General features: G+C 70.1%; 19 protein-coding genes. 2 read left to right on the top strand and 17 right to left on the bottom strand.

All coding sequences use genetic code 11. From position 1 onward, the window contains the following. Positions 1-17: 17 nt before the first annotated feature. The 8 genes from BMZ82_RS25110 to BMZ82_RS25145 all read right to left on the bottom strand — a co-directional run bounded on the left by BMZ82_RS25110 (position 18) and on the right by BMZ82_RS25145 (position 11123). Positions 18-2759: an amino acid adenylation domain-containing protein gene (locus BMZ82_RS25110; protein WP_093779539.1), complete on the bottom strand. Its 2742-nt coding sequence runs from the start codon at positions 2757-2759 to the stop codon at positions 18-20. Then, positions 2756-2998, bottom strand: a complete 243-nt coding sequence (locus BMZ82_RS25115; protein WP_093779541.1) for an MbtH family protein — start codon at positions 2996-2998, stop codon at positions 2756-2758. The genes BMZ82_RS25110 and BMZ82_RS25115 overlap by 4 nt, the downstream gene beginning before the upstream one ends. Positions 2999-3059: 61 nt before the next feature. Beyond that, entirely contained in the window at positions 3060-6053 is a 2994-nt protein-coding gene (locus tag BMZ82_RS25120) for a condensation domain-containing protein (protein WP_177244651.1), read from the bottom strand. A 117-nt stretch (positions 6054-6170) separates the two neighbouring features. Beyond that, positions 6171-6854 (bottom strand): 2OG-Fe dioxygenase family protein, encoded by a 684-nt coding sequence (locus BMZ82_RS25125; protein WP_093779545.1) that lies wholly within the window; start codon positions 6852-6854, stop codon positions 6171-6173. Positions 6855-6885: 31 nt separating this feature from the next. Further along, the gene (locus tag BMZ82_RS25130; RefSeq protein WP_093779547.1) at positions 6886-7935 is read right to left on the bottom strand and encodes an iron-containing redox enzyme family protein; all 1050 of its coding nucleotides are present in this window, start codon (positions 7933-7935) and stop codon (positions 6886-6888) included. A 401-nt stretch (positions 7936-8336) separates the two neighbouring features. After that, positions 8337-9581 (bottom strand): ATP-grasp domain-containing protein, encoded by a 1245-nt coding sequence (locus BMZ82_RS25135; RefSeq protein WP_093779549.1) that lies wholly within the window; start codon positions 9579-9581, stop codon positions 8337-8339. A 46-nt stretch (positions 9582-9627) separates the two neighbouring features. After that, positions 9628-9990 (bottom strand): VOC family protein, encoded by a 363-nt coding sequence (locus tag BMZ82_RS25140; RefSeq protein WP_093779551.1) that lies wholly within the window; start codon positions 9988-9990, stop codon positions 9628-9630. A 62-nt stretch (positions 9991-10052) separates the two neighbouring features. Next, positions 10053-11123, bottom strand: a complete 1071-nt coding sequence (locus tag BMZ82_RS25145) for a MupA/Atu3671 family FMN-dependent luciferase-like monooxygenase (RefSeq protein WP_093779553.1) — start codon at positions 11121-11123, stop codon at positions 10053-10055. Positions 11124-11265: 142 nt separating this feature from the next. On the opposite strand from BMZ82_RS25145, the gene BMZ82_RS25150 reads away from it, so the two are divergent. Continuing rightward, positions 11266-12084 carry a hypothetical protein gene (locus tag BMZ82_RS25150; RefSeq protein WP_093779554.1) on the top strand — a complete coding sequence of 273 codons (819 nt, stop codon included), beginning with the start codon at positions 11266-11268 and terminating at the stop codon, positions 12082-12084. A gap of 58 nt (positions 12085-12142) precedes the next feature. Here BMZ82_RS25150 and BMZ82_RS25155 read toward each other — a convergent pair whose 3' ends face one another. The 4 genes from BMZ82_RS25155 to BMZ82_RS25170 all read right to left on the bottom strand — a co-directional run bounded on the left by BMZ82_RS25155 (position 12143) and on the right by BMZ82_RS25170 (position 16435). Further along, positions 12143-13279, bottom strand: a complete 1137-nt coding sequence (locus tag BMZ82_RS25155) for a hypothetical protein (RefSeq protein ID WP_143098904.1) — start codon at positions 13277-13279, stop codon at positions 12143-12145. A gap of 69 nt (positions 13280-13348) precedes the next feature. Next, positions 13349-14134: a thioesterase II family protein gene (locus BMZ82_RS25160; protein WP_093779558.1), complete on the bottom strand. Its 786-nt coding sequence runs from the start codon at positions 14132-14134 to the stop codon at positions 13349-13351. Further along, on the bottom strand, positions 14131-14817 hold the full coding sequence (locus tag BMZ82_RS25165; protein ID WP_093779560.1) for an NAD(P)H-dependent oxidoreductase: 687 nt from the start codon (positions 14815-14817) through the stop codon (positions 14131-14133). The genes BMZ82_RS25160 and BMZ82_RS25165 overlap by 4 nt, the downstream gene beginning before the upstream one ends. Positions 14818-14863: 46 nt before the next feature. Beyond that, entirely contained in the window at positions 14864-16435 is a 1572-nt protein-coding gene (locus BMZ82_RS25170) for an amino acid adenylation domain-containing protein (RefSeq protein WP_177244652.1), read from the bottom strand. Between the two features lie 105 nt (positions 16436-16540). Here BMZ82_RS25170 and BMZ82_RS25175 point away from each other — a divergent pair, with 105 nt between their 5' ends. Next, positions 16541-17773, top strand: a complete 1233-nt coding sequence (locus tag BMZ82_RS25175) for a cytochrome P450 (protein ID WP_093779622.1) — start codon at positions 16541-16543, stop codon at positions 17771-17773. Here BMZ82_RS25175 and BMZ82_RS25180 read toward each other — a convergent pair. From BMZ82_RS25180 to BMZ82_RS25200, 5 genes are read right to left on the bottom strand one after another with little or no spacing between them, the layout of a single operon-like run. Continuing rightward, positions 17741-18967 carry a cytochrome P450 gene (locus BMZ82_RS25180; RefSeq protein ID WP_256252086.1) on the bottom strand — a complete coding sequence of 409 codons (1227 nt, stop codon included), beginning with the start codon at positions 18965-18967 and terminating at the stop codon, positions 17741-17743. The genes BMZ82_RS25175 and BMZ82_RS25180 overlap by 33 nt on opposite strands. Then, positions 18964-20751, bottom strand: coding sequence for a non-ribosomal peptide synthetase (locus BMZ82_RS25185; RefSeq protein WP_093779564.1), 1788 nt, complete (start codon positions 20749-20751; stop codon positions 18964-18966). The genes BMZ82_RS25180 and BMZ82_RS25185 overlap by 4 nt, the downstream gene beginning before the upstream one ends. Further along, positions 20748-21539 carry a thioesterase II family protein gene (locus BMZ82_RS25190; protein WP_093779566.1) on the bottom strand — a complete coding sequence of 264 codons (792 nt, stop codon included), beginning with the start codon at positions 21537-21539 and terminating at the stop codon, positions 20748-20750. Before BMZ82_RS25190 ends, BMZ82_RS25185 begins: the two co-directional genes overlap by 4 nt. A gap of 6 nt (positions 21540-21545) precedes the next feature. Beyond that, a complete protein-coding gene (locus tag BMZ82_RS25195; protein ID WP_093779568.1) occupies positions 21546-23306 on the bottom strand; it encodes a non-ribosomal peptide synthetase in 1761 nt (586 codons plus the stop codon). Then, positions 23303-24928: a PhpK family radical SAM P-methyltransferase gene (locus BMZ82_RS25200; protein ID WP_093779570.1), complete on the bottom strand. Its 1626-nt coding sequence runs from the start codon at positions 24926-24928 to the stop codon at positions 23303-23305. Before BMZ82_RS25200 ends, BMZ82_RS25195 begins: the two co-directional genes overlap by 4 nt. Between the last annotated feature and the right edge of the window lie 51 nt (positions 24929-24979).

Consider the following 24979-nt stretch of genomic DNA (forward strand, 5'->3'; position numbering starts at 1 on the left):
GGCGGGATCGGGTGGCGTCAGCCCTGCACTGCGAGCAGCTCGTCCAGCCGCCGTGCGAGACCGGCCGCGGTCGGACTGTCCACGACCATGCGGAACTTGAACGGGACGCCGAACCGCTTGCAGATGGCCGCCGTCAACTTGACGGCGGTCAGAGAGGTGCCGCCGATCCCGAAGATGTTGTCGTCAACCTGCACGCGGGAGACGCCGACGATTTCCGCGATCAGCGCGCACAGCACGCGCTCCCGCTCGGTCGTCGCCGTTCGGGCGGACTCCGGCCGCGTCGCGGGCGACGCAGTCATGAGGCGGGCACGGTCGAGCTTGCCGTTGGCGGTGAGGGGCAGCCGGGAGACCGCGGTCATCTGCGAGGGAAGCATCGACAGGGGGAGCACCTGCGCCGCCTTGTCACGGATCTCCGTCAGCAGTTCGTCGAGAAACGCCGACCGGGGGCGGGCCGCGGGCCGGGGCTGTGCCCCGGCGGACGCCCCGCCGGGGCGCACCGCGTAGAAGGTGACGAGGTCTCCCAGGTTGTCGTCCGCCGGGCGTCTCGCACGGACCTCGAACCCCTGGGCGGTCAGCAGAGCACGGACCCGGTCGGGGCGGCCGTCGCTGTCGTGCACCTCCAGGCACACCTGGTCGATCAGAGCCCAGTGCCGGTCCTCGATGCCGGCGAGCACGTCGAGTTCGCTGCGCTCGGCATCGATCTTCAGGAGCGAGACCCGGTCGATGTCCTCCTCGTCGATGATCTGGGAGGCCGTCCTGACGGGGACCGTGAGACGGCGTGCCCGCAGCCGGTCCTCCACCAGGTCGCCTACGGCGTCGCCAACCCCCGTGTCGGCCTCCCCGCCGGTGGCGAGTTCGCCCCGGAGATAGTCGCTCAGCACCGCGCCGTCGGCCGCCGTACTCGCGTACCGGCCGGAGATGATCGAGACGCCCGGGTAGTACGTGAAGTCAGCGGACTCCCTCGGCTCGTCGGCGAGCGCGTAGGGCAGGAGCACGGCGTCGACCCCGTGGAGATTCACGTTGCGGCGCAGGACGTCGAACACCTCGGGCACCGGTTCGCAGGCATAGACGCGCACGTCCGGCGCCTGCAGGCCGACGAAGAGGGTGAACAGGCCGATGTTGGCACCCACGTCGAGGACGCAGCCGCCGTCCGGCACGGTCACCCCCTGCTGCACATACACCTCGTCCTCGAAGATCTCGCGGAACATGAAACGCGCCTCGGACTCCTGGTGGACGCACACGGGCAGGCGCGGCGCGAGCGTGACGACCCGAGGACGCGACTCCTCCGGCAATTCGAGCAGCCGCACTAGTCGGTCGGCGCCGGGAGCGACCCGGCTGTCCAGAGTGAGCTGGGCCGTCAGCCGACGAGCGTCCGGCGGGCCGTCCACCACCACCGCGGCCCGCCGGACCGCAGGGTGGCGCATTAGCGCGGCCTCCACCTCCGCCACCTCGACACGTACGCCGTTGATCTTCACCTGGTCGTCGGAGCGCCCCAGGTACTCCAGGTCTCCGTCCCGGTTCCACCAGGCGAGGTCACCGGTCCGGTACATCCGCTGTCCGGGGTCGCCGAAGGGGCAGGCAACGAAGCGCTCGGCGGTGAGCCCCGGGCTGTTCACATAGCCCGTGGCGAGTTGGACGCCGGTGACGCAGAGCTCTCCGGTCACGCCCGGTCCGACGGGACGCAGCGCCTCGTCCAGGACGTGTATCCCTGTGTTGTCGACCGGCCTGCCGATGGGGACGACCTCGCCCTCCAGGGGTCGGGGGCACTCCCAGGACGTCACGTCGATCGCGGCCTCCGTTGGGCCGTACAGGTTGTGCAGGGGCGCGTCGCAGGCCTCCTGGAAGGCCCGGCACAACCCGGCCGAGAGGGTTTCCCCGCTCGTGATGACCCGGCGCAGACTCGTGCAGTCCGACAGCGACGTCTCGCCGAGGAGGACGTCCAGCATGGACGGCACGAAATGGACCGTGGTGATCCGTTCCTCGGCCATCAGCCGGGCCAGCGCGGCAGGATCCTTGTGGAGGCCCGGTTCCGCCACCACGAGGACCGCGCCGGTGGTCAACGGCCAGAACAGCTCCCACACGGACACGTCGAACCCGAGCTGTGTCTTGTGCAGCACCCGATCGTCGGCCCGGAGCCCGAAGTGGCGCTGCATCCACGCCAGGTGGTTGACGATGCCGGTGTGCGAGACGGCCACGCCCTTCGGCCGCCCGGTGGAACCCGAGGTGTAGATGACGTAGGCGGTGTCGGCGGGACGGGGACCGTGGCCGTTGGACGTCGGTTCGGTCCCCCGCGCCCCCGCGGTCTCCAGATCGTGCAGCCGGTGCAACGGGGTGTGCGCACCTGCCGCCTCGTCGACCTCCGGCTGCGCGCCAGCCACGACCACGCACCGGGGCCGGGCGTCGGTCAGCAGGTAACGCACGCGCTCGGCTGGCTGGTCGGCGTCCAGCGGAAGGTAGGCGGCGCCGACGTCCAGGACCGCGAGGAGTACGGCGATCAGCTCGACGCTGCGGGGAACGGCTACCGAGACGACGTCCCCGGGGCGGACCCCGAGGCGGCACAGGCCATCGGCGAGCCGGTCCACCCGCAGGGCGAGATCCGCGTAGGTCACCTCGGACGTGCCGCAGACGACGGCGGGTGCCCCGGGCGTGGCACGCACCTGGCGGAGGAACAGCTCCGGCAGTGTGGCGTCGACGAGGCGCTGACCGGTGCCCGCGCGGATCGTGGGACCGGTGGCCGGACGGGGCCCGGCGAGCGTCATCGCCGTGCCCCGTCCACCGCCGCGTCGCCGCGACCGCCGGTGGCCTCAACCAGGCTGCGCGGTCGCATGTCCACCCAGTTCTCCTCGACGTACGTCAGGCACGCACGGCGCGACTGCGGTCCGAAGACCGTCTCCCAGCCGTCGGGCACGGCGATGTCCCGCGGCCAGAGTGAGTGTTGGAGCTCGGCATTGCGCAGCACCAGGAACGTGGCGTCCTCGTCGTCGAACGGATTCGTCATGCTGAACCACCTTTGCAGGGAGGAGAGGGCGCGGGCCGCCCGCTGGATCGAAGGGGAGAGGTCAGTGGCCCGCAGACGCACCGGGGTCCGCCGCGAACGTGCCGAGCAGACCGAGCAGCTCGTCGACGAGGCGCCTGACCGTGTCCCGGTCGAACAGGTCGGTCGCGTACTCGACGACACCCCACAGCTCGCGCGAGTCCCGCGAGCACAGCTCGGTGAACTCGAAGGCGAGGTCGTACGGCACCAGACCGGTACCGGCCTCGGCGAGTTCGGCGCGCAGGCCGGGCATCCGAAGCTCGGACGGCCCCACGGGCGAGGTGCACATGCTGGAGAACACCTGGAACAACGGATGCGTGCCGGCGTCGTCCGGCGGCCCGAGCTCCTCGACGACGCGGGCGAAGGGGACGTCCTGATGGACGAAGGCGTCCAGACAGGTGCGTCGGACCCTGTCCAGGAGTTCCTCGAAGGACGGAGCGCCGGAGGTGTCGACGCGCAGCACCAGCGTGTTCGCGAAGGAGCCGACGAGGTCGTCGAGCGCGCGTGCGTCGCGCCCGGCGACCGAGCACCCGAGCGGGATGTCGGTACCGGCCTTGTGGCGCGTGAGCAGGGCCGCGAGCCCGGCCTGCAGCACCATGAAGAGGTTCGCGCGGTGCTTGGAGGCGAGGGCCGACAGCCCGCGGTATACGTCGGGCGGGACGTCGAAGATCACCGCGGCGCCGCGCAGACTGGGCCGTGCCCGACGCGGCCGGTCGACGGGCAGCGGGAGGTGCTCCGGCAGGTCGGCGAGCGTCCTCTTCCAGTAGTCCAGATGCGTCGCGTGCGGGTCGTCCGTACCGTCCTGGGCGCCGGTCAGTTCCGGGTGCCGCTCGACGAAGTCCGAGTACCGCAGGGGGAGGGGCTCCCACGAGGGTTCCCGTCCGTCCACCCTCGCGGCGTAGGCCCGTGTCAGATCGTGCAGGAGAGGCCGGGTGGACCACGCGTCCGTGGCGACCGCGTGGAGCACGAGCAGCAGCAGCCACTCGTCCCGCACCCGGAAGAGGTGCGCCCGCCAGGGCACCTCTCGCTCCAGGTCGAACCTCTTCGCCGCCGCCTCCTGGATCACCCCGGCGAGCTCGGCGGGTTCCACTACGTTCACTTCGCACGCGGGCCCGGCCCGCTCCACGCCGAGCAAGACCGGCCGGACGACGCCGTCCTGCTCCGGCAGGAGTGTGCGCAACGGTTGGTGCCGTGCGGCGAGGTCGCCCAGCGTCGCCCTCAGTGCCTCGACGTTCACCTCGCCGACCAGCCGAAGGGCAGTGGGCACGTTGTGGACGCCTGCCCAGTCGCCCGCCTGGCGGTTGAGAGCCCACAGCCGTTCGGCCGAGGAGGTGAGCCGTGCCGGCCGGGGCCGTGCGGAATCGGGGTGGCGCTCCTCCGGTCCGTCGGGCACGCCGCACACCGCGAGCAGATCGCCCAGGGTCTCGGCGTCGAACAGGTCGATGAGGGTGACGGCGAGGCCGAGTTCGTCCCGCAGCCGCTGGACGGCGCGGGCCCCGACGAGGGAACTCCCTCCCAGGGCGAAGAAGTCGTCCGTCACACCGACTCGGGGGACACCCAGCTCCTCGGCCAGTACAGCCAGCACCTGGGCCGTGACCACCCCCGCCGGGGCCGTCCGCGTGACGGATTCCCACGTGGTTTCCTCGCGCCGGTCCGGCAGGGCCGACGGGACCCGGGGCGCGCGGAGGTCCGACAGGCGCGGAGCAACGGAGGGGTCGGCGGCGATCTCCTCCAGCAGCCGCCCGTACTGCGCGGCCAGATCGTCCATCGTCTCGGGCGCGAAGAGCTCGGCGGCGTAGCGGAGGGTGAGCCTCGGCCGTTCGATGGCGACGACGACCTCCATGACGAGGTCGAACTCCGTCGTGACGTCGGCCGCCCGGAGGAACTCCTGGGACCGGTCGGTGACGGTCAGCGGGCCCAGGGTGCCGGACTCGTCCTCGTCGTCCACGGTGATGGAGTGGAATGCGGTTTGGAACAGTGGATGGCTGCTGCGGTCGCGCGGGGGATGGACGCGCTCTACGACCCGGTGGAAGGGGACGTGCTCGGCGGCGAGATCCTCGGTGAGGTGGCTCTTGACGCGGTCGAGGAGCGCGGTGAACGGCTCCCGCGGTTCGCAGCGCGTGCGCAGGACCACGCTGTTGACGAAGAAGCCGATCAGGTTCTCAAGCTCAGGCTCGGGACGCCCGGCGACCGGTGTGCCCACGACGACCTCGGACGATCCGGTCCACCGTGCCAGTAGCAGGTCGTAAGCGGCGAGCAACACGGTGAAGAGGCTGGTGTCGCGTTCCTGGGCCAGGCGCGTGAGGCCTGGCACCGCCCGGGGGTCGATGTCGAGGTCGGCCCAGGCGGCGGTGAAGCTGCGCACGAGGGGGCGTGGCTGCTGCGTCGGCAGCGGCAGGGTCGGCAGGTCCTCCAGGCGCTCGGCCCAGTACGCCAGGCCGGTCTCCAGTTCGGGCTCGACGACATCCCGCTGCCAGGCGGAGAAATCGGCGTACTGGACCGGCAGTTCGGGCAGGGCCGGCTCCGCGCCCGCCGCGAACGCCTCATAGCATGCGAACAGTTCACGCTGCAGGATGTTGAGCGACATCTCGTCACCCACGATGTGATGCGTCGCCAGCACCAGCACATGACGCCGGGGCGCGAGCCTGACCACTTCGCCGCGCAGCAGCGGAGGGGACGCCAGGTCGAAGGGCTCGGTGTACCAACGGCTCACCACAGCCATGAGCGCCGCCTCGGCCGCCGTCCCGGGCGGAACGGTGGACAGGTCGACGAAGCCCAGGACATCCCCCGTCAGCTCGTGGAGCGTCAGACGGGGGACGCCCTCGACGCGGCCGAAGGCGGACCGCAGGAGTTCGTGCCGTTCCACGACCTCACGGGTGCTGCGTTCGAGGAGAGCCCGGTCGAGTTCGCCGCCCAGCTCGAACACCACGACCATCTGGTACTGCGAGAGACCGGGCACAATCTCCTCGGTGAGCCATAGCGACTCCTGGCTGAAGGACAAGGGCGCATGGACCGTCACAGGGACTCCTTCCACCGTGAGAACAGGGAGAACACGCCGTGTCGCACACGGCCGACGGTAGGCGGGCGGGGTTCGATGACGGTTACGCGGAGAGTGGGTCGGGGGCGCCCCGGCTCCTCACCCCTCGGCCAGGGCCCGTGCCTCGAAGTCGTCCCCGTGCCACTTGTCCTCCCAGGGCACCCAGGTGGCGATGAGGGTGTCCCGGTGGCCGTAGTCGCCCGTGGGTTCGATGTCCGTGACGTGGTGGAACATCTCCCTGTCGGCCAGGAGGGCGCCCTGCCCCTCCTTCACCGTGCCGCGGTAGAAGGGCTCGCCCCCGCCGTGCGGCATGAGAGTCATCTCGGCGCCGGTGATCTGGTGGCGGGAGAAGACACCGATCAGCACATAGTCGCGACCGTCCGAGTGCGGGCCCTCCGGCACGATCACCCCGGACGTCACACGCCGCTGGGCAATGATGCGGAACTGGTGGACGTTGACCTGCCACGCGCGGCCGGTCTCCAGCGGGACTGCCTCGGCGCCTGCCCTGATGTGCGGGGTGAAGTCCGCCGTGATCGGATCGTAGTGCCGCCGGATGCCCCCTGCGACGGGGTTGTACTTGGAGAACGTCACGTACGGCCGGTGTTCGAGGCGGTCGAACTCCCACCGGTTCTCGGCGGAGCGGTACATGCGGAACTGGGCGAAGCGCCGGTAGCGGTTGTCTCCCATGTACTCGTCGAATTTCAGGTCGTTGAAGCTCTCCCGCACCTCGGGAGTGACGGCGGGCAGGTCGATGATGCGGTAGCCGCGTTCGTTGAGGCCCATGGGGCGTGTCCCTCCGCTCGGGAAATGACGGTCAGGAAATGGCCAGGGCGAGGTTGTCCTGGACGTGCTTGAGCAGGGAGTCGAGGTAGCGCTCGGAGGAGTTGAGCCGGATCAGCGCACCCAGGGCGATCTCCCGGCCGATCCGAGGGTCGGCGTCGACGGCCGGCGCGATCACGTTCTTGAACCAGCCGGAGGCGTGCCCGGCATCGATTTTGATGTGCGCGTCGTGGTAGACGATCCCCGCGCGCGGCAATCCGAGTTCCAGCCAGCGGTCGACGACGAGTTTGAACCGCCGCGGCACCAGGTATTCGGTGACTCCGAAGAAGCCGATGGACCTGTAGTAGTGCCGGCGGGACAGCGCCAGGCAGCAGGCCAGGTTGCCGGATATCTTGGCTTCCGGCAGCAGGTTGGCCCGTACGTAGTCGACGTGCACGTCGAGGGATTCGAGTGCCCGGGAGAACATGGTCGTGTGGACCTCTTCGGGCTTCCCGTTGCCCATCTCGTCCCAGTGGTTCTCGGCGATCTCCATCTTCTCCACGGGGGATGCGCCGACCTGCATGAGCGAGAGGATGTCGTCGAACCGGGGGTCCAGGTTGGTCTCCTGGGCCAGGTAGAAGCGGAAGGTCTCCTTGGTAACGCGGGAGGGCATGAACTCCTGGTAGAAGGGGTGCCGCGCTGCCGGATGGCCGCCGACGAGGAGCTTAAGCCAGTGCACGAACTCCTTGCCGGCGTACGGGTACCCGCTGATCTGAGCCTCGTCGACGTCGGCCAGTTCGGCCGAGAGCGCGGCGCACTCCAGGACGGAGGCGATGTCCCGCAGCACCGGCTGTGTGTCGCGGTCCAGGCGGTCGACCGGGGTGACCCGGAAATCCTGTTCGTAGACGAGCTCCAGCGTGTCGTGCAGTTCGGCGAGCGCGGTCTCGTCTCGGTCCGTGAAGGCCCGGTGGGCCAGGCCGCGGCAGGCGTCGCCGATCCTCTTGCGCGCTACGTAGTCGGCGTTGAGCCGTTCCCAGCGGTTCGAGTCCGCGTCGAGCAACTGCTGCAGGGTGGTGCGATCGATGGTGAAGTCCTCCGCAATCACAGGGCAGTCCTCCGGACGGTCGGGCGTTCTTCGGCCGCGTTCGGCACCACCGGCTCGGCCCGCACCGGGCCGCTCACGACGGTGTGCGTCGGCCGGCCGCGGTGGAGATGCCCGGACGGCCCGTCACATCCACCCCGCCCATGGCTCCCAGGGTCTGGCACTTTGCGATCTTGCGTCCGCCGATCCACGACCAACCTCAACCTTTTCTCTCGCCGGCAGCGTCGCCACCGAGGCGACGGTCACTTTCTGTGCCTCGTGGTCCCGGGTACGGACCGACGCTAGACAGCGCGAGTTCCGAGGCGGTTATGTACGTGCGCCGCAGGACCGGGTGCGGTCGCGTCCCGCGGACGCACCCGGCGACGGTGCAGGTCGGTGCGGTCCGGCCGTGACGGCGCGTGGCGTCACGCCCGGTCGGCGGGCACGGTGGTCAGCGAGAGGAGTTTCGCCAGCCGTGCGGCGTTGTCACTGGCATGCTTGGGGGAGTCACCCACGGCGACCAGGCCCGCCGGCATGTGCGACGTGTTGAGGATCTCCGGTACCCGGTCGCCGGGCCGGACCCCCACGTGCAGGCCCAGACAGGCCGGATCGGCGGTGACCGCCTCTGCTGTCAGGCCGGGCTGGACGACACCAGGGGCTGCGAACACACACCGCAGCGTGGCCCCACCCGCCCGCGGTGGCCGGCTCAGATCCGGTTCCCGGCCGAGGAGTTGCTCGAAGACGACCCGGTGCACGTTGACCCCGGTCACCGATTCCAGCATCGGGATCCACATGCCATTGCCACCGGGTGCGCCCGCGGGACGCGCGTGCACCTCGCCCAGGACGATGTCCTTACCGTCCAGCCAGAACTCCACGTGGAAAGCGCCGAAGGTCAACCCAACGGCACGCAAGGCACTCTCCACCGCGGCGCGGGCCCGGCCGGCCACGTCCTGGGGGAGGGGCGCCGGCATGGTGAGTTCCTCCTCGACGACGGTGCCCTGGAGGAGCGACTTGGTGGTGAGCACGAGGACGTGCGGGTCGGTGCCGATGAACACGCCCTCCGCGCTGTACTCCGTGCCCCGCTGGTACTCCTCGACCAGGAAGGACGCCCGGTGTGCGGCGGGCAGGGCGTCCACGGCCGCCGCGAAACCAGCGCTCTCGCGCACCACGGTGACCCCGAGGCTGCCGTGCGCGTTGTTTGGCTTGACCACCCAGGGGCCGGGGAAACGCGAGGCGAAGTCCCGCGCGTCCTCGGCCGAGGAGCACCGCACGACGCGCGGCTGGCTGAAGCCGTGGGACCGCAGCCGCTCGCGGCAGGCGTACTTGTCCCGGACGAGTCGTGCCGCGGCCGGAGGGTTCCCGGGAACTCCCAATGCGTCGGCCACCGCGGCGGTCGTCGGTACGGCGTACTCACGGAAGCCGTAGACGGCGGTGATGTTCTCGCGCTCGGCCTGCCGACGCGCCCAGGCGATGTGCCCCTCGGCGTCCTGACGGTCCAGCGGCACCGCCAGATCGGCCTGGGCGACCACGCCGGATGCCGCGGCCAACTGCTTCTCGGTCTCGGTGACGACGACGCGGAAGCCGTATTCCTTGGCCAGCCGGACGCACTCCGTGCCAGCCCCCTCGATGGCCCCCCCGACGAGGAGGAGCGTCGGTTGCGACGTGCTCAAGGACGGGCACCCCCGTAGGCCGCGCCTGAGCCTTCGCGTCGTGCCGTCACGTCAGCACGCCGTCGCCGGTTCCGACGCAGAACTCGTTGCCCTCCGGGTCGGCGAGGACATACCACTGGTTCTCCTCGCTGCTCGCCGTCACCACGCTCGCGCCGAGCGCGAGGATCTCGTCGACGTCGCCGAGCAGATCGAAGTGCAGCCTGTTCTTGCCCGTCTTGCCTTCCGGTACCTGCTGGAACCAGATCAACGGTCCCTTGCCCTCGGGGTCCTCGATGGAGCCGAGCCACTTGCCCTTCATCTCGTGGGCCGTGCCGAGCTTCAGCCGGTAGCCGAGCACGGAGCACCACCACTCGGCGAGCTTGCGGTCGTCCGTGGCATCCAGGCAGATGCCCCTGATCGCCGCGGTCATGACGGACTCCCTCCGACGTTCTGATCTGACGCATGGTGACGCTAGTGCCACCGGGTTGTCCTTCAGTTACGCGGCGACGGCGGATTCACCGCGGCGCAGCGGCGGCTGAGTTCACCGAGGTGGCGAAGGGACCGCAGGACCTCGTCCTGCGCCACCCCGAAATCGATGAGGCAGGCGATCTCGTCGACTCCCGCGGCGGCGAGTCGCCGCACGGTCTCGACTCCGTCCTCCACGGCGCCGAAGAGGCCGCCGGTGGTGAAGTAACGCTCGAAGGCGTTCGCGACCAGGAAGTCCTTGTCCTTTTCCGGCAGGCGGTTCACGTCGAAGCCTTGCGGCAGCAGCCCCTTCGAGGTCTTGACGACCAGGTCGATCGAGCTGCGCAGGTAGTCGCTCAGGGGCTTGCGGACCTGCCGCCGGACTTCCTGCCGGTCCGTGCCGATGAGGGTGTGCAGCATCAGGGTGACCTGGCCGTGGGCCTGCTCGCCGTGCGTGGCGGCTAACTCCGCGCGGTAGGCAGCCGTGTTCCGCTGCAGCGTCGCGTGGTCCTGACCGAGGAGGTGCGTCAGGACGTTCGCGCCCAGTCGCCCGGCGGTGGCGAACGTGTCGGGTGAGCCGGCCGAGGTGATCCAGACGGGCAGCTCCGCCTGGACCGGCGCCGGGTAGATCCGCACAGCGCGCTTCTCGCCGACGCCGTCGACGAACTCGATCTCCTCGCCGCGCCACAGCCGCCGGACCGCCTCCACGGTCGTCACCATGTTCGCGCGGCTGTCCTGGTAGTTCTCGGGCCGGAGCACGAAGTCCACGGGGTGCCAGCCCGAGGCGAAGGACACCCCGGCCCGGCCCCCGGAGAGGTTGTCTACAACCGCCCACTCCTCCGCGATGCGCAGCGGGTGGTGCAGGGGGGCGACGACACTGCCGGCTCTGATCGCCACCTTCTCGGTGATGGTGGCCAACGCGGCACCGGTGACCGCCGGGTTGGGGTACTGGCCGCCGAACGGGTGGAAGTGGCGCTCCGGGGTCCACACCGCGGTGAATCCGTTGGCGTCGGCGAACCGCGCGCTGTCCAGCAACAGGTCGTAACGGCCGTTCGCCGCGGCATCGCTGTCGGCGAAGAAGAAAAGACTGAAATGCACCGGGCCTCCTCGTCAATTGTTTCGTCGTGAGTAATTCCGGGTCTTGCGCGGAAACAGGTGCACGGATAAGGTCGCCGTGATTCCCGTGAAAAGCAATAGAGGTCCCCGGGCCGCCGAGAAGGGAAGTGGAGGGAAAGTGGCAATGGAAAACGAATGGAGGTCGAGTGAAGTCGGCGACGAGACACACCGCGACGAGAGGGACGGCGAAGAGCGGATCGTACTGCTGGAATTCAGCGCCTCGGACCCGTCGCAGAGCCTGTCCGGCGCCCTGACGGGTGTGGTGTCCTCGCCCCTTCTTGCGCTGGACCTCATCGATGTCGGCTACGGCAGGGAGGCGGATCTCGGGCGCAGGGCGTCGGCGCTCGCCGACGACATCGCGGCCTCGGGCGCGACCCGGGTGAAACTCGTGGCCTCGTGCGCCGCGAGCCCGATGCTCGCGCCGGTGGCCCACCAGGTCGGCGGACGGGGCATCCAAGTGGAGTTGATGGCGGCGGTGGATCCGGGGCCGGTGACCGACGGTCACATACGGCATACGCTCGGACGGATCCGGGCGAGCCTGGGCTGTCCCGCGGAGGGCGGCGAGATCTCCGACCTCGATCTGACGGGCCCGACCGACGTCGTGCTCGGCCGGATCGAGGAGATCCTGCGGGCCTGGGTGGAGCGGTTCCTGCGGGCTTCGGAGACGGACCCCGTCGACCACGACCTGATCAGGAGGGACCTGTTGGACCGGTATCTGCGCTGGAACGCGTTCCTGCTAGCCGCGTTCCGGGCCCCGGCCCAGGACCCCGGGGGCCGTGTCGACGTGTTCCTCACGGAACCCTCCTTCCCGCTCGCCTCGATGTTCGGTTCCGCGGCACCCGTCCGCCGTCACCGCTACCCGCATCGGGACAGCTCCGCACTCGAACGCGACGACGTGCTCGACGACCTGCGGACGCTGCTGGCCGACACAGGGGCCGGGTAGGAGGGCCCCCGGTGCGCCGGTCCGCCGCCGCGGCCCGGCGCACCACGGTCGGCCACGCTCAGTCGGTGGCCTCGCCCGCCCAGTCCGAGATCAGGGTGACGAGTCCGAGGACCCGACGTGCGGCCTCGTCCGGGGAACTGTCGCGGTTGTACGAGGAGGTCCCGAGGTCCTCGCGTACGACACGGCCGAGGACGGCCGGACCCAGCCAGCTGTACTTGGCGGCGCCGCACAGCTTGATGGCGGTGCGGACACCGTCCTTCGAGCCGGTCCAGCCGCCGTCGCGCAGCCCGTCGAGGTAGGCGTCCGTGACGCCCTCCGTGACGTCCGGCAGCAGCGAGGGGTCCATGAGCCCGTCGGTGAAGCTGTCGATGACGAGGTTGGACACGTCTTCGCCGACCGCACCCGCTCCGGTGAACGACCAGTCCAGCAGCACCGACCGCCCCTGGCCGTCGATGAGGTTCGCCGGCCACACGTCCAGGTGGCACAGGGTACGCTCGGTGGCCTCCGCGGCGGCGAGCATACGGTCCCGCTCGACCCACAGCCGCCGCAGCCCCTGCCGTACGTGGGCGGGCCAGGCGGCGACCCGCGGGTGATCCCAGAAGGTGTCCTCGATGTCCACGGACAGGGGCGGCCCCTCGGTCAGGTACTGGGCCAGCCAGCGGCGGGAGAGCCAGGGGTGGTCCGGCACCCGGCCGGCCCACCGGGCCTGACCCACGCCGAGTTCGTGGGCGAAGCGGACCAGGCGGGAAACCTCCCAGTCGAATCCCTCGGGGCCCTCGACGTCCTCCAGCCACAGCTCGACGAGGCCATCGGGCCGGTCGACCGCCGCCAGGAGGCCGGGTGCCACGATGCCCGCCTCGGCGTAGGCGGTGGCGGCGAGGTCGGTGGTGTAGGCCAGGGACTCCCGCCGCCAGTAGTTCCAGTGGGTCGGTTCGTCGCTGGTGGGCCAGAAACCGGCCGGGGCACCGGGCGGCGGCGGAGTGGAGATCTTGAGCACGGCCGAGCCGCGGGTGCCGTTGACCCGCCAGATGCCCAGGGTCGCGTCGTTCTTCTTGTTGTGCCTCAGCTGGTCGATGCTCGTGATGGAGTCGCCCAGTCCGGCCGGTAACCGGGAGCATGTGACGGTCTTGCCGTCACCCGTGTCGATGAGTACGCCTTCCGAATTCCCATCGGCTGCCCTGTCGGATTCGTGCACGCTGACGCTTTCCACCAAGCCTCATCTTTCATAAGGGACCACGGACGTTATCGGATCCTGATTCGATGCTCACCTTCCCGCACCGCCGACATGCTTGTCCAGCGTGTCCGCGATATCACGAAGGACGTCGTCCTCCGATTCGTTGTTCACGAAGAAGTGCCGTCCGGGAAACATCCGAACGCGGGTGGACCGGCTGCTCCAGCGCGACCACTCCGCCAGTTCTCGCCGGTCGATTTCGTCGTCCTCGCCGCCGAACACGGACAGCGGGCACGCCAGTGGACGATCCGGCACGGGCAGACGCGCGCAGATCCGCAAGTCAGCGGTGAAGGACCGCAGGATGATCCGGCGGGCCTCCTCGTTGTCGAGCAGCGTCGGGTCGGTACCGCCCATGGCGGCGAGAGCGGCGACCAGTTCGTCGGACGTGGCGTCCGGTGCGAGGGGTGCCCGGAAGAGATGCGGAGGGCGGGTGCCGCTGACGAAGATGTGCTCGGGCGCGCGCAGGCCGACGGCGAGCCTCGACGCGGCGACGGCGAACGCGAGATGGGCCCCCATGCTGTGGCCGAACAGCGCGTACGGGCGGTCGAAGCAGTCCGCGAGCGAGTCGGCCAGAGCGGTCACCGCGTCGCCGAAGTCGACGAGAGGGGCCTCCGCCAGTCTGCTCTCGCGTCCCGGCATGCGCACGAGTACGACGTCCACGCTGTCGGGGAGCCGCGCGGGCCACTTCCGGTACATCGCGGCCCCGCTGGCCGCCGCATGGAAACAGACCAGGGTGAGCCGGGCGTCCGGACGGGGCAGCGGCCTGACCGTCCAGGCCGACGGGGCGGGGGCCGTCGTGAGGGTTCTCGACCGCGTCATGAGCCGTACACCCCGTAGGCGGGACGTTCCGTCGGGCGACCATGACGTTCACCGCGTGCGGCGGGCGGCCGGGCGCCGAGGTCGGGCCGGCGGGCCGGGCCCGGGTGGCGCGGCGCGGATCCGGTGGCGAACAGCCCGCTCGCCCGTTCCAGCGTGTCCGTCGAGGCGAGGACGCCGTCGGAGCCGTCGTTGTGCCCCACCACGTCGCCGCCCCACGGCATGTGCAGATAGCCGGCGGTCAGCCGGAGCGACTCGAGCAGTGGCCGGGCCTTCGCCGTGTCCTCGCCGCCGGTCGTGGTGACCGCCCACATCGTCTTGCCGCGCATCCGGCTGCGGAAGCCGACGTGGGGGAGACGCAACCAGCGGCCCCAGTGGTCGAGATACAGCTTCGTCCTGGCGGACACGCTGTACCAGTACAGGGGTGAGACGATGACCACGTCGCTTGCCTCGAGCGTGGCGTCGAGCAGGACGCGCTCGTTGCCGGTCGGTGACGTGCCGGTCTCCGATGCGCCCGGGTCGCGGAAGTCGGGCAGGGGGAAGTCGGCCAACCGCTTCCAGTCCTGGTCGACTTCCGGAGGAAGGGTTGCGGCCGCGTGCCGAGCCAGTGCCTCGCTGGTGCCTCGGGCGCGAGCGCTTCCCAGGACGAACAGGACCCGGCGTTTCGTGGTGGTGTCGTCTGACAATGGTGGTCTCCTCCGGTTCGTGCCGATCGACCCTGCCCCGGTCTGGTCAGTCGGGCTCCCGCGAGGCCGGACCGGCGCGGGCGATGTCGGCCAGTGCCCGCCGGTCGGTCTTGCCGTTGGAGTTCTGCGGCAACCGGTCGAGAACGGCGACTTTGTTCGGGAGCATGTACGCGGGCACCAGACGGGACAGGGCGGTGCGCAGCGTCTCGACCTCCGGCCTCGTCGTCGGCGTTCCGTCCGCAGGCACCACGCAGGCCGTGATCACGGCTTCTCCCCGCGGCCGGCGCTCGACCACGGCGGCTGCGTCCCGTACCCACGGGAGGCTGCGTAACGCGGAGTCGATCTCCCCGAGTTCGATACGCAGGCCTCGTACCTTGATCTGGTCGTCGGCCCGGCCCGCGCAGTGCAGTGCGCCGTCCTCGGTGACGAAGCCGAGGTCGCCGGTGCGGTACCACCGCCCGGGCAGGGCGTCGACTGTCGAGAAGCGCTCCGCGGTCAGGGCCGCGTTGCCGAGGTATCCCGGCGAGACCTGCAGGCCGCCGATGAAGATCTCCCCGGCCTCGCCGACGGGCATCAGTCGCCGGTCCGCGTCGAGTACCACCGCGGGACTGCGCGAGTAGGCATGCCCGACAGGCGTGGCCGCGGGGGCCCGTTCGACTTCGCCGGGCGTCACCGTGTGGATCGTGTTGTAGACGGTCGTCTCCGTGATCCCGTACACGTTGACCCACTGTGGCGCGGGGTCGGGCATCCCGTCCGCCCAGGTCCGGATGGCGTGGTAGTCGATCGCCTCGCCGCAGAAGACGACGCCGCGCGGATGGATGCTCAGCGAGTCCGCGACCATCGCGTCGACCAGGTGGCGAAAGACGCTCGGCACGATGTGCAGCCGCGTGGGGCGGAGCTTCACCAAGGTGTCCGCGAGCAACGGAGGGCTGGTGGCGACCGTTCCGTCCAGGGCGGCGAGGCGGGCGCCCACGGCGATGCCGGCCCACATCTCCCACACGCTGACGTCGAATCCGAACCCGTGGATCAACGGCCACGACTCGTCGTCGCCGTACGCGAACAGGGGAAGCGCGTCCTCCAGCAGGGCCATGACGTTGCCGTGCGTGACGGCGACGCCCTTGGGCACCCCTGAGGATCCCGAGGTGAACATGACGTAGGCGGTCATGTCGGCGGTCACGGGCGGCAGCGGTGCCTCGACGGGGGGGAGCTCGGCAGCGGAGCGTACGTCGTCCGGCTCGACCAGCACGGCGGACACGGACAGCGGACGCAGCGCCGTCTGACCGGCCTCGTCGCAGACCACCGTCCGCAGCCCGGCACCGTCCACGATGTGCTGGAGCCGCGACACCGGATGTTGCACATCGAGCGGTACGTAGGCGCAGCCGGCCCGCATGAGAGCCGCCGACAGGACCAGCGGCAGGGCGCCGCGCCGCACGCCCAGTCCCACCCGGTCGCCCGGCCTCAGGCCGACGGCGGCGAAGTCCGCCGCCAGCCGGCTCACGCAGGCTTCCAGCTGACCGTAGGTCAGCCGGAGTCCGGAGCCTGTGAGAGCCACCCGCTCGGGATGCCGCGAGGTGACGGCGCGCAGCAGCGCGGGCAGCGATCGTGGACCTGGTCTCACCGTGTCCCTCCTTCCGCCGACGACACCGCTCCACCAGACCACGGGCCGGTAACGTACAGGTTGTGCGTAACCGCAGGTGAACCGGTGCGAGCGACCCTCGGGCGTATGAAGGCTGAACTCGAGGCGACACCGAAGACCCTGGACTCGCTGGATCTCACGCGTCCGCACCTGCACGCCCACTACGACCTCTCCGCGGTGTGGCGGCTCCTGCGGGAGCAGCGACCCGTGCACTGGCATCCGCCCGGCGACGGGAAACCCGGCTTCTGGGTGGTGACCCGGCACGAGGACATCAACGCCGCCTACCGCAACCCCACGACCTTCGGCTCGTCCGGCGGCAACGTGCTGGACGTCATGCTCGAGGGCGGGGACTCGGCCAGCGGACGAATGGTCTCCGTGTCGGACGGCCAGTACCACAGCGAGGTCCGCAGTCTACTGATGAAGGCCTTCACACCGCAGGCGCTCACCCGGACCGCCGCCAGGGTGGAGCACGCCGTCCGCCGACTGGTGGCCGACGCGATCGAGCGGGAGCAGTGCGACTTCGCCAAGGAGATCGCCGCGGCCATACCGTTGCAGGCCATCTGCGACCTGCTGGGCGTCTCGGAGCAGGACCGCCGCTTCATCCTGGAGCAGACATCCAACACGGTGGGATCCGAGAGCCCGACGGCGACCTCGGCGGACGCCTGGAAGGCCAAGAACGAGATCCTCTTCTACTTCGCGGAACTGGCCGACCGACGCCGCGCCGAACCCGCGGCCGACGTCATCACCATGCTCGTGGACGCCAGGATCCGTGGGCGGCTGCTGACCGACGACGAGATCATCTTCAACTGCTACAGCCTCGTGCTGGGCGGTGACGAGACGACCCGTCTGGCGATCGTCGGGGGCGCCTGCGCCCTCGCCGACCACCCGGACGAATGGAACCGGTTCCGCTCCGGCCGCACGGACCTCGACCAGGCGGTCGAGGAGGTCCTGCGGTGGGCGACGCCCTCCATGCACCAGGCACGCCTCGCCCGGGAGGACGTCGAATGGCACGGTGCCCGCATCGCGGAGGGCGACATCGTCACCCTGTGGAACGTGTCGGGAAACCGCGACGAACGTGTCTTCGACCGCCCGGATGAGTTCCGTTTGGCGCGCACCCCGAACCGTCATCTGACCTTCGCGGCCGGCACCCACTTTTGCCTGGGCGCCCACCTGGCGCGCCTCGAGGTGGCGGCCGTGTTGCGCGCCCTGCGGGACATGGTGCGCCGGATCGAGCCGACGGGAGAGCCACAGCCGGTCTTCTCGAACTTCCTCGGCGGGTACAGCAGCCTACCGGTGCGACTCCACCCGAACCGGAAGTGACGTGGGCCCCAGCATGAAGTTGGAGCGCAGCCGCCGCACCGGGCCCGCCACGGTCAGCCGCATGCGGCGTGCGAGCAGTTCCTCGAGCAGTATTTTGATCTCCAGCCATGCGGCGTTCTGACCGATACACCGGTGGGGACCGCTGCCGAACGCCAGGTGCCGGTTGGGCTCACGGGCGACGTCGAAGAGGTCCGGGCGCTCGAACACGGCCTCGTCGAAGTTCGCCGACACGTTCCACAACGTGACGGACTCGCCCGCCGCGATGCGCTGCCCCCCGATCTCCAGGTCCGTCCTCGCCGTGCGCTGGACGTAGGCGTTCGTCGAGGTCCAGCGGAAGATCTCGTTCAGCGCGCTGTCGAGGAGGTCGGACCGCTCCAGCAACCGGTCGTACTGGTCAGGGTGTTCAGCGAAGGCCTCGACCGCGGCCGCAGCCGTGAACGGCGTCGTCTCGTCCCCGCCCACCGCGATGTTGAGGCAGTTGTAGAGGATCTCGCTCTCGGTCATGGGACGGCCGTTGAGTCGGGCTTCGAGCAGGATGCTGACGACGTCCTGCCCTGGCTTCCTGCGCCGCTGCGTGACCAGCGCGTTCATGAGGTCGAAGATCTCCATCTGGGCGGCCACCAGGGCCATCTCCCCGGCACCGTCACCGATGCAGGACGGGTCCTGGTGCCCGATCATTCTGCGGGTCAGGGTGAGCAGGCGCAGGGCCTCGTCCCGGTCGAGTCCGAACATGACCGCGAGCAGGCCCCGGGGCAACTCCAGTGCTACGTCCGCGAAGTCTGCACGGCCGTCCGCCAGGACCCGGTCGAGCGCCTCGGAGACGTAGCCGCGCACCACGACACCCGCTCGCTCCATGACGTCCGTGCGGAAAGCAGGGTGGGCTCGCTGGCGCAGCAGCCGGTGCTCCGGCGCGTCGGACGCGATGAGCATCCGCCCGCCGGCCGAGTCCGACCTGCGGCGGTACGAACCGCCCATGACCGTGCCGTGGCGCGAGGACAGCCGTGCCGGATCGTTGTAGGCGGTGAACACGTCCTGATGGCGGGTCAACGCCCAGAAGCCGCCGCTGCCGTCGGGGTCGGCGTTCCAGTAGACGGGCTCGTGCCTGCGCAGCAGGGCGAACGTGTCGTGGACGTCACCGCGGACGAAGAGGTCCAGGTCGTTCAGATCGATGTCCAGACCAGGAGCCGAGGTCACCGTCCCACCACCTCCCTGTAGTCGTCCAGCATCTTCGCCTGGTCGGCGAGGACGCTGTTCTCGAACAGCGATTCCGGGGGCACCGAGATGCCCAGATCGCGTCGGATGATCACGCGGAGCCGCACCGCCAGCATGGAGTGGCCGCCCAGAGTGAAGAAGTCGTCCGCGGCACCCACACGCTCCTGCGCCAGGAGGTCCTCCCAGTAGCGCACGAGTCGCCGCTCCGTTTCGGTGCGCGGAGTGACGTACGCGCGCCGGGCCGCGGCACGTTCCTCCTGCAGCTCCCGCAGCCGTCCCCAGTCCCGCTTCCCATGGGCGTCCATCGGCATCTCCTCGATGACCACGAACTCGGCGGGAACCATGTACGACGGGACGTCCGCCGCCAGCGAGGCCCGCAGGTCGCGCAGGAGCAGCCCGGCCTCGGCCGGTACCACGAAGGCGACCAGACGCCGGTCGCCGGCCGGCCCCGGGGCTAGGACCGCGGCGGACCGGACGCCGGGGCGGGCACAGAGCAGCCGCTCCACCTCGGCCGGTTCGATCCGGTGTCCGCTGATCTTCACCTGGCTGTCGGCCCGCCCGAGGAACTCCAGCGCACCGTCGTCACGCGCCCGAACCAGGTCGCCCGTCGCGTACATGCGGGTTCCGTCTGCCGCGAAGGGGTCGGCGACGAACCGGGCGGCGGTCTGCGCCGGCCGGCCGAAGTAGCCGCGGCCGACTCCCGCACCCGCGAGGTACAGCTCTCCCGCGCCGCCAGGCGGCACCTGCCCGAGCCGCTCGTCGAGGACGTACAGCCGCGCCTGTCGCAACGGGAAACCGATGGGCACCGTGTCCGCGAACTCCCCGCGCTCGCCGAGCGGATGAGCGGTGCAGGCGACGGTACCCTCCGTCGGCCCGTACAGATTGAACAGGTGACCGCGGAAGCCACCGTCGCGCAGATCCCGGGTGGTCGCGGGCAGGAGTACGTCGCCACCCGAGCACAGCACCCGCAGCGGGGAGAACGCCTCGCGGTCGTAGCGAACGATGTGGTTCAGCGCGGTCGCCGGAGCGAGCATGGCCGTGATGCGGCGTCGGCGCAGTTGACGCTGCAGGTCCATCCCGATGAGGTCGGCGATGGCGGGAAGGACCACGATCTCGGCGCCGCCCGCCACCGATCGCCACACCTCGAAGGTGAAGGTGTCGAAGGAGATGCTGGCCGTCTGAGCGGTGCGGTCACCGGGTTCGAGCGCCGGGATGGCCGGATCCAGCGCGAACGAGGCCATGTGACGGTGTTCCAGCACCATGCCCTTGGGGGTCCCCGTCGACCCGGAGGTGAACAGGACGCAGGCGGCGTCCGCGGGCTCGATCGCAACCGGCCCCGCGTCCGCGCCCCCCTCGGGCACGCTGCCGTCCCACTCCCACACGGGCATGCCGAGCTCGCCGATCCCTCGCGCCCACTCCGGAGCTGTCAGCACGAGGGCCACGCGGGCGTCGCGCAGCAACTGCGCCCGGCGCGCGGCCGGATACTGGACGTCGACCGGCACGTAGGCGGCCGCCGCGAGCAGGACCCCCGCCACCGCGACGATCGTGTCGGCGGAGCGCGGCAGGAGGACCCCGACGCGCTCTCCGCGCCCGATGCCGCGGGCGGCGAGTTCCTGGGCCAGATGTCCGGCCCTCCGAGTCAACTCCGTGTAGTCCAGGGCCCGTTCGCCATCGCTGACGGCGGGTGCGGACGGGTGCCGTCGGGCAGCGCGGAGAAGGAGCGCGGCGAGGGTCCGCGGGACGTCCCCGCCCGAGCTTGTCGTCATGTCGCTTCCCCAGAATCATCGAGGACCGCGAGGCAGTCCTCGGCCAAGGTGGTCATCAGCGTTCGCGGGGCACGTATGAACGCGAGCTTGTCGCCCTCAAGCGTGTGGTGCCTGACGCTCCCGTACGCGCTCCACAGCGCCATGTCCTCCGGGGCGATGTCCGGGTCCCGTGTCCAGCCGATCGTGGTCAGGGGGCACGACACCGGCTCGGGCGCCATGGGCGCGTACTTGTAGCACATGTCCAGGTCGCCGCGGAGAACCCGGACGGCCAGCGGCAGCAGCTCCGGCGCGATGTCCGTCTGCCCCTGCGCGCGAGCGACCCGCCGCATCTCGTCGGCGAGTTCGTCGTCGGACATGGAGGGGTGGTAGATGCCTTCGGCCGCCGCGCCCGCCGGGCGGTACCTCCGGTCCGGCGGGAAGTGTGGCGGGAGCGACGAGGAGACGACGAGCCGACTCGGTGGGCGCAAAGGCAACTCCCGCAGGCGGACCGCCAGCCGGTGGGCCAGGAGCGCCCCCATGCAGTGGCCGAACAGTGCGTACGGCCGGTCCAGGTACGGGGCGAGCCCGGCCGCGGTCTCCTCCGCGAAGGCGCCGAAGTCGCCGAAGGGAGCTTCCCGGATCCGGCTCTCGCGGCCCGGGAGCTGCACGCGGCACAGCTCCACTCCGTCGACCTGGGCCGGCCACTGGCGCAGCAGTCCGGCACCCGTCCCCGCGAAGGGAAGGCAGAAGACCCGCATGGACGACGTCGTCCGAGGAGGCTGGGCAAGCCAGCGATCGCGTCGTTGCATGCCCGCTCAGTCCTTTCCGCGGCCCTGGTCGAGGTAGGTGCTGAGGCCGCGCAGCGTCGGGTTCTCGAACACCGCCACCATGGGCACGGCGCGGCCCAGGACCCGGCGCAGCCGGGAGGCCAGTTGGATCGCGAGCGCGGACTGGCCGCCGATGGTGAAGAAGTCGTCGTCCGGGCCGACGTATTCGACGCCGAGCAGGTGCGACCACACGGCGGCGACCATCTGCTCCGTCTCCGACAGCGGTCCGTCCTGCGGCGACGCGACCGGTTCCGGTGCGGCGCGCAGCACCGACAGGCCCGCCCGGTCGACCTTGCCGTGGTCGGTGAGCGGCAGCCGGCCGACGAGCACGAACACCGAGGGCACCATGTACGCGGGCAGCTGCCGCCCGGCCGCGGCCCGCAGGTCCGCGGCCGAAAGGCTGGCGGAGCTCTGGCAGTAGGCGACCAGCGCGGGTTCTCCCGACGGGTCGTGCTCAAGTTGTACGACGGCCCGCCCGACGCCGGGACAGCGCTCCAGTACCGCCTCCACCTCGCCCGTCTCGATCCGGTATCCGCGCAGCTTGACCTGGAAGTCGGAACGGCCGAGGTACTCCAGCCTGCCGCCGCGGCGCCGGACGAGATCCCCCGTCCGGTACATCCGCCGGCCCCCGCCGTCCACGGTGCTGGCGACGAACCGCTCGGCGGTGAGCCCCGGGCGACCGCGGTAACCACGGGCCAAACTCTCTCCCGAGACATAGATCTCGCCCTCGTCCGCGGGCCTGAGCAGGTCGTCGAGCACCTGCACGCGGGCATGGCCGAGCGGGGCCCCGAGGTGGGGCGGCTCGGCACCGTCGATCAGTGCCGCGGTCACGTCGACCGTGCACTCCGTCGGGCCGTAGAGGTTGACCGACGAGACGCGTCCGCTCTCCGCCAGCACACCGAGCCGCTTCCACAGGGCCTCGCCGATCTGTTCGCCACCGATGAGCAGACGCAGCGGGCGGGCGAGGTCAGCCGCTTCCAGTGGGTCCAGGAGCAGCAGCAGATGCGCCGGGCTGATGTCCAGTTCGGACATCCGCTGATCGACGATCAGACGGGCCAGGGCCTCGGGTTCCGTCCTCGTCCGCTCGTCGATCAGGACCACCGTGTCGCCGCGGAACAAGCGCAGCCACTGTTGCACCGAGGCGTCGAACGACGGGCTCGCGTTCCAGCCGACGCACGCCGCGGGACCCGTGTCGTACACGGTCCGTTCGAGCGCCGTCAGCAGGGCATCCAGGGAGCCGTGCGTGACCTCCACGCCCTTGGGTCGACCGGTCGATCCGGACGTGTAAATGACGTACGCCAGTTGGTGCGGATGCGGGGCCGGCGCGTCGAGCGTGGTGAACGGGGTTTCGGGCAGGTCTTCCGTCCCGCACACGGTGACGTCCGGCGGGGCGGGCACACGCGCCGGGTCCCCGTCGGTCAGCACCAGTCGCGCGGCGGAGTTCTCGATCACGAAGGCAAGCAGGGAGTCCGGGTGGGAGGGAGTGAGCGGCACGTACGCCGCCCCGGCCCGCAGCACGCCCAGGAGCGCGATCACCAGATCGGCGCTCCGGGTGAAGTGCAGTCCGACCAGCGACTCCGCTTCCACGCCTCCGACCCGCAGGCCCGCGGCCACCCGCCGGGAGGCCTCCTCCAGTTCCCCGAAGGTCAGCGTCCGTCCCCCGGCCACCAGGGCGGTCCTTCCCGGATGCCGTCGCACCGCCCGCTCGAACCTGGTGCTCAGCCGCGGCGCCGTGGCGCTGCCGTTCACAGCGTGAACCGGGGGGGCTCGACGGACACGTTCGCCACGGCTGCGGCGAACTGCTGCTCCAAGGTGCGCAGCGCCGGTGACCCGTTCGCCCGGTCGCGCTCCAGCATGATCTTCTCGCTGATGCGCAGCAGCGTCCGCAGGGACACCGTGTCGAGGCCCTTGCCGTGCAGATAGGGCAGCGACCAGAAGTCGAAGTCGTACAGCGGCAGCCACTGCGACTCGGTCACGGCGGCGAACATGGCGTCGGTGTGGGCGGCTGCCTCGGCGGAGGTCATCGTGTGGTGCGACCAGTTGTAGCCTTCGCCCTTGATGGCGAAGTCGTCCTTCTGCCGGTAGACGGGAGATCGGGGATTGGCCCACCACGCCTGTGCGCGCCAGAAGTCCGGTGCCGTCTCGTTGAGGAAGTCGACGGTGTTTTGCACGGTCTGCTCGGTCTCGCCCGGAAACCCGACCAGAATCGAGGCGAACGTGATGATGCCGCGTTCCTTGAGGCGTTGGATTCCGACCCGGTACTGATCGTCCTGCGCCAGTTTGCGCATGGTCTTCAAAACCGTGGGATCACCAGACTCGATTCCGAGGAAAACGCCCGCGCAGCCGCTTTCGGCGGCCAGGTCGAAGGACTCGTCGTCGCGGGCGTTGGAGGCGCGGAAGTAGGAGTACCAGTTCAGCCCCAGATCCTCTTCGATGATCATCCGGCAGATCTCTTTGAAGCGTTTCGGGGGCACGTTGAAGGTGTCGTCGACGAAGACGACGTTGCGCACACCCATCCCCGCCAACTCGCGCAGTTCCCTGCGCACGGTGTCGACCGAGGCCGTCGTCAGGGCGCCCGCGCGGGACGGATAGTCGCAGAAACTGCACTTGAAGGCGCAGCTGCGCGCGGTGCGCGTCTGTGCCGTGACGCCGATCAGACGTGGGTCGAAACCGCCCCAGTCGATCGAGCAGGCGTCCAGGTCGTTGTTCTCGATCCTGCGCCGGGTGAGGCTCCACTTCCCGTCGCGGCAGAGCACGAGATTGTCCACCTCGTCCAGGTCGGCCCCGGACCGCACCGCACGGCAGAGACTCACCAGGGCGTTCTCCCCCTGCGACTCCTGGATGTAGCTGTCCGCGCCCATGGCGAACAGGAGGTCCTGCGCCCGCTCGTCGACGCCGTCACGGCACAGGTTGTCGATCAGTGGGCCCCCGACCACGACATGACTGCTCGGCGAGTGTTCGCGGATGAACTCCACGATCGGGATGACGGGGAGGATGTTGACGTAGAACGTCGAGGTCACGGCGACGACTGCGGGGCGCTGCGCCAGCAGGTCCGCGAGCCTGTCCTGTTCCGCGTCGAACAGCGACACCGAGTCGGTGCGCAGGCCACTGCGCCGTAAATGGCTGGAGAGGTAGAGAGCGGCCAGGTTGTACACCTCGCCGACGTGGTAGCGGTCGTTGCGGCCTGTCGCTCTGGCTCGCAGGACACTGAACGCGTCCATCCAGCTCATGGCGGTGCCGTCGACCACCATGTGCTCTTTGCGGTAGATCTGCATCTCCGGCGAATCGGCTCCAGCGCGTTCACACATCGCGCGGTAATCGTCGAACTCGCCGCTGTTGTAGCCGATGACCACGCACTCGAGGGCCGTCATGTGCGCTGCCTTCCTTAGTCGGGCATGGACCGCAGGCGCGTATCTCTGCAT

Origin of the sequence: Streptomyces sp. yr375 (assembly GCF_900110755.1) — a bacterium.
Taxonomy (GTDB): Bacteria; Actinomycetota; Actinomycetes; order Streptomycetales; family Streptomycetaceae; genus Streptomyces.

Bases quoted from the DNA above. Each gene is read 5' to 3' on its own strand.
- BMZ82_RS25110 (WP_093779539.1), bottom strand. From the start codon at position 2,759: ATGACGCTCGCCGGGCCCCGTCCGGCCACCGGTCCCACGATCCGCGCG.
- BMZ82_RS25115 (WP_093779541.1), bottom strand. From the start codon at position 2,998: ATGACGAATCCGTTCGACGACGAGGACGCCACGTTCCTGGTGCTGCGC.
- BMZ82_RS25125 (WP_093779545.1), bottom strand. From the start codon at position 6,854: ATGGGCCTCAACGAACGCGGCTACCGCATCATCGACCTGCCCGCCGTC.
- BMZ82_RS25140 (WP_093779551.1), bottom strand. From the start codon at position 9,990: ATGACCGCGGCGATCAGGGGCATCTGCCTGGATGCCACGGACGACCGC.
- BMZ82_RS25150 (WP_093779554.1), top strand. From the start codon at position 11,266: ATGGAAAACGAATGGAGGTCGAGTGAAGTCGGCGACGAGACACACCGC.
- BMZ82_RS25160 (WP_093779558.1), bottom strand. From the start codon at position 14,134: ATGACGCGGTCGAGAACCCTCACGACGGCCCCCGCCCCGTCGGCCTGG.
- BMZ82_RS25175 (WP_093779622.1), top strand. From the start codon at position 16,541: ATGAAGGCTGAACTCGAGGCGACACCGAAGACCCTGGACTCGCTGGAT.
- BMZ82_RS25185 (WP_093779564.1), bottom strand. From the start codon at position 20,751: ATGACGACAAGCTCGGGCGGGGACGTCCCGCGGACCCTCGCCGCGCTC.
- BMZ82_RS25190 (WP_093779566.1), bottom strand. From the start codon at position 21,539: ATGCAACGACGCGATCGCTGGCTTGCCCAGCCTCCTCGGACGACGTCG.
- BMZ82_RS25200 (WP_093779570.1), bottom strand. From the start codon at position 24,928: ATGACGGCCCTCGAGTGCGTGGTCATCGGCTACAACAGCGGCGAGTTC.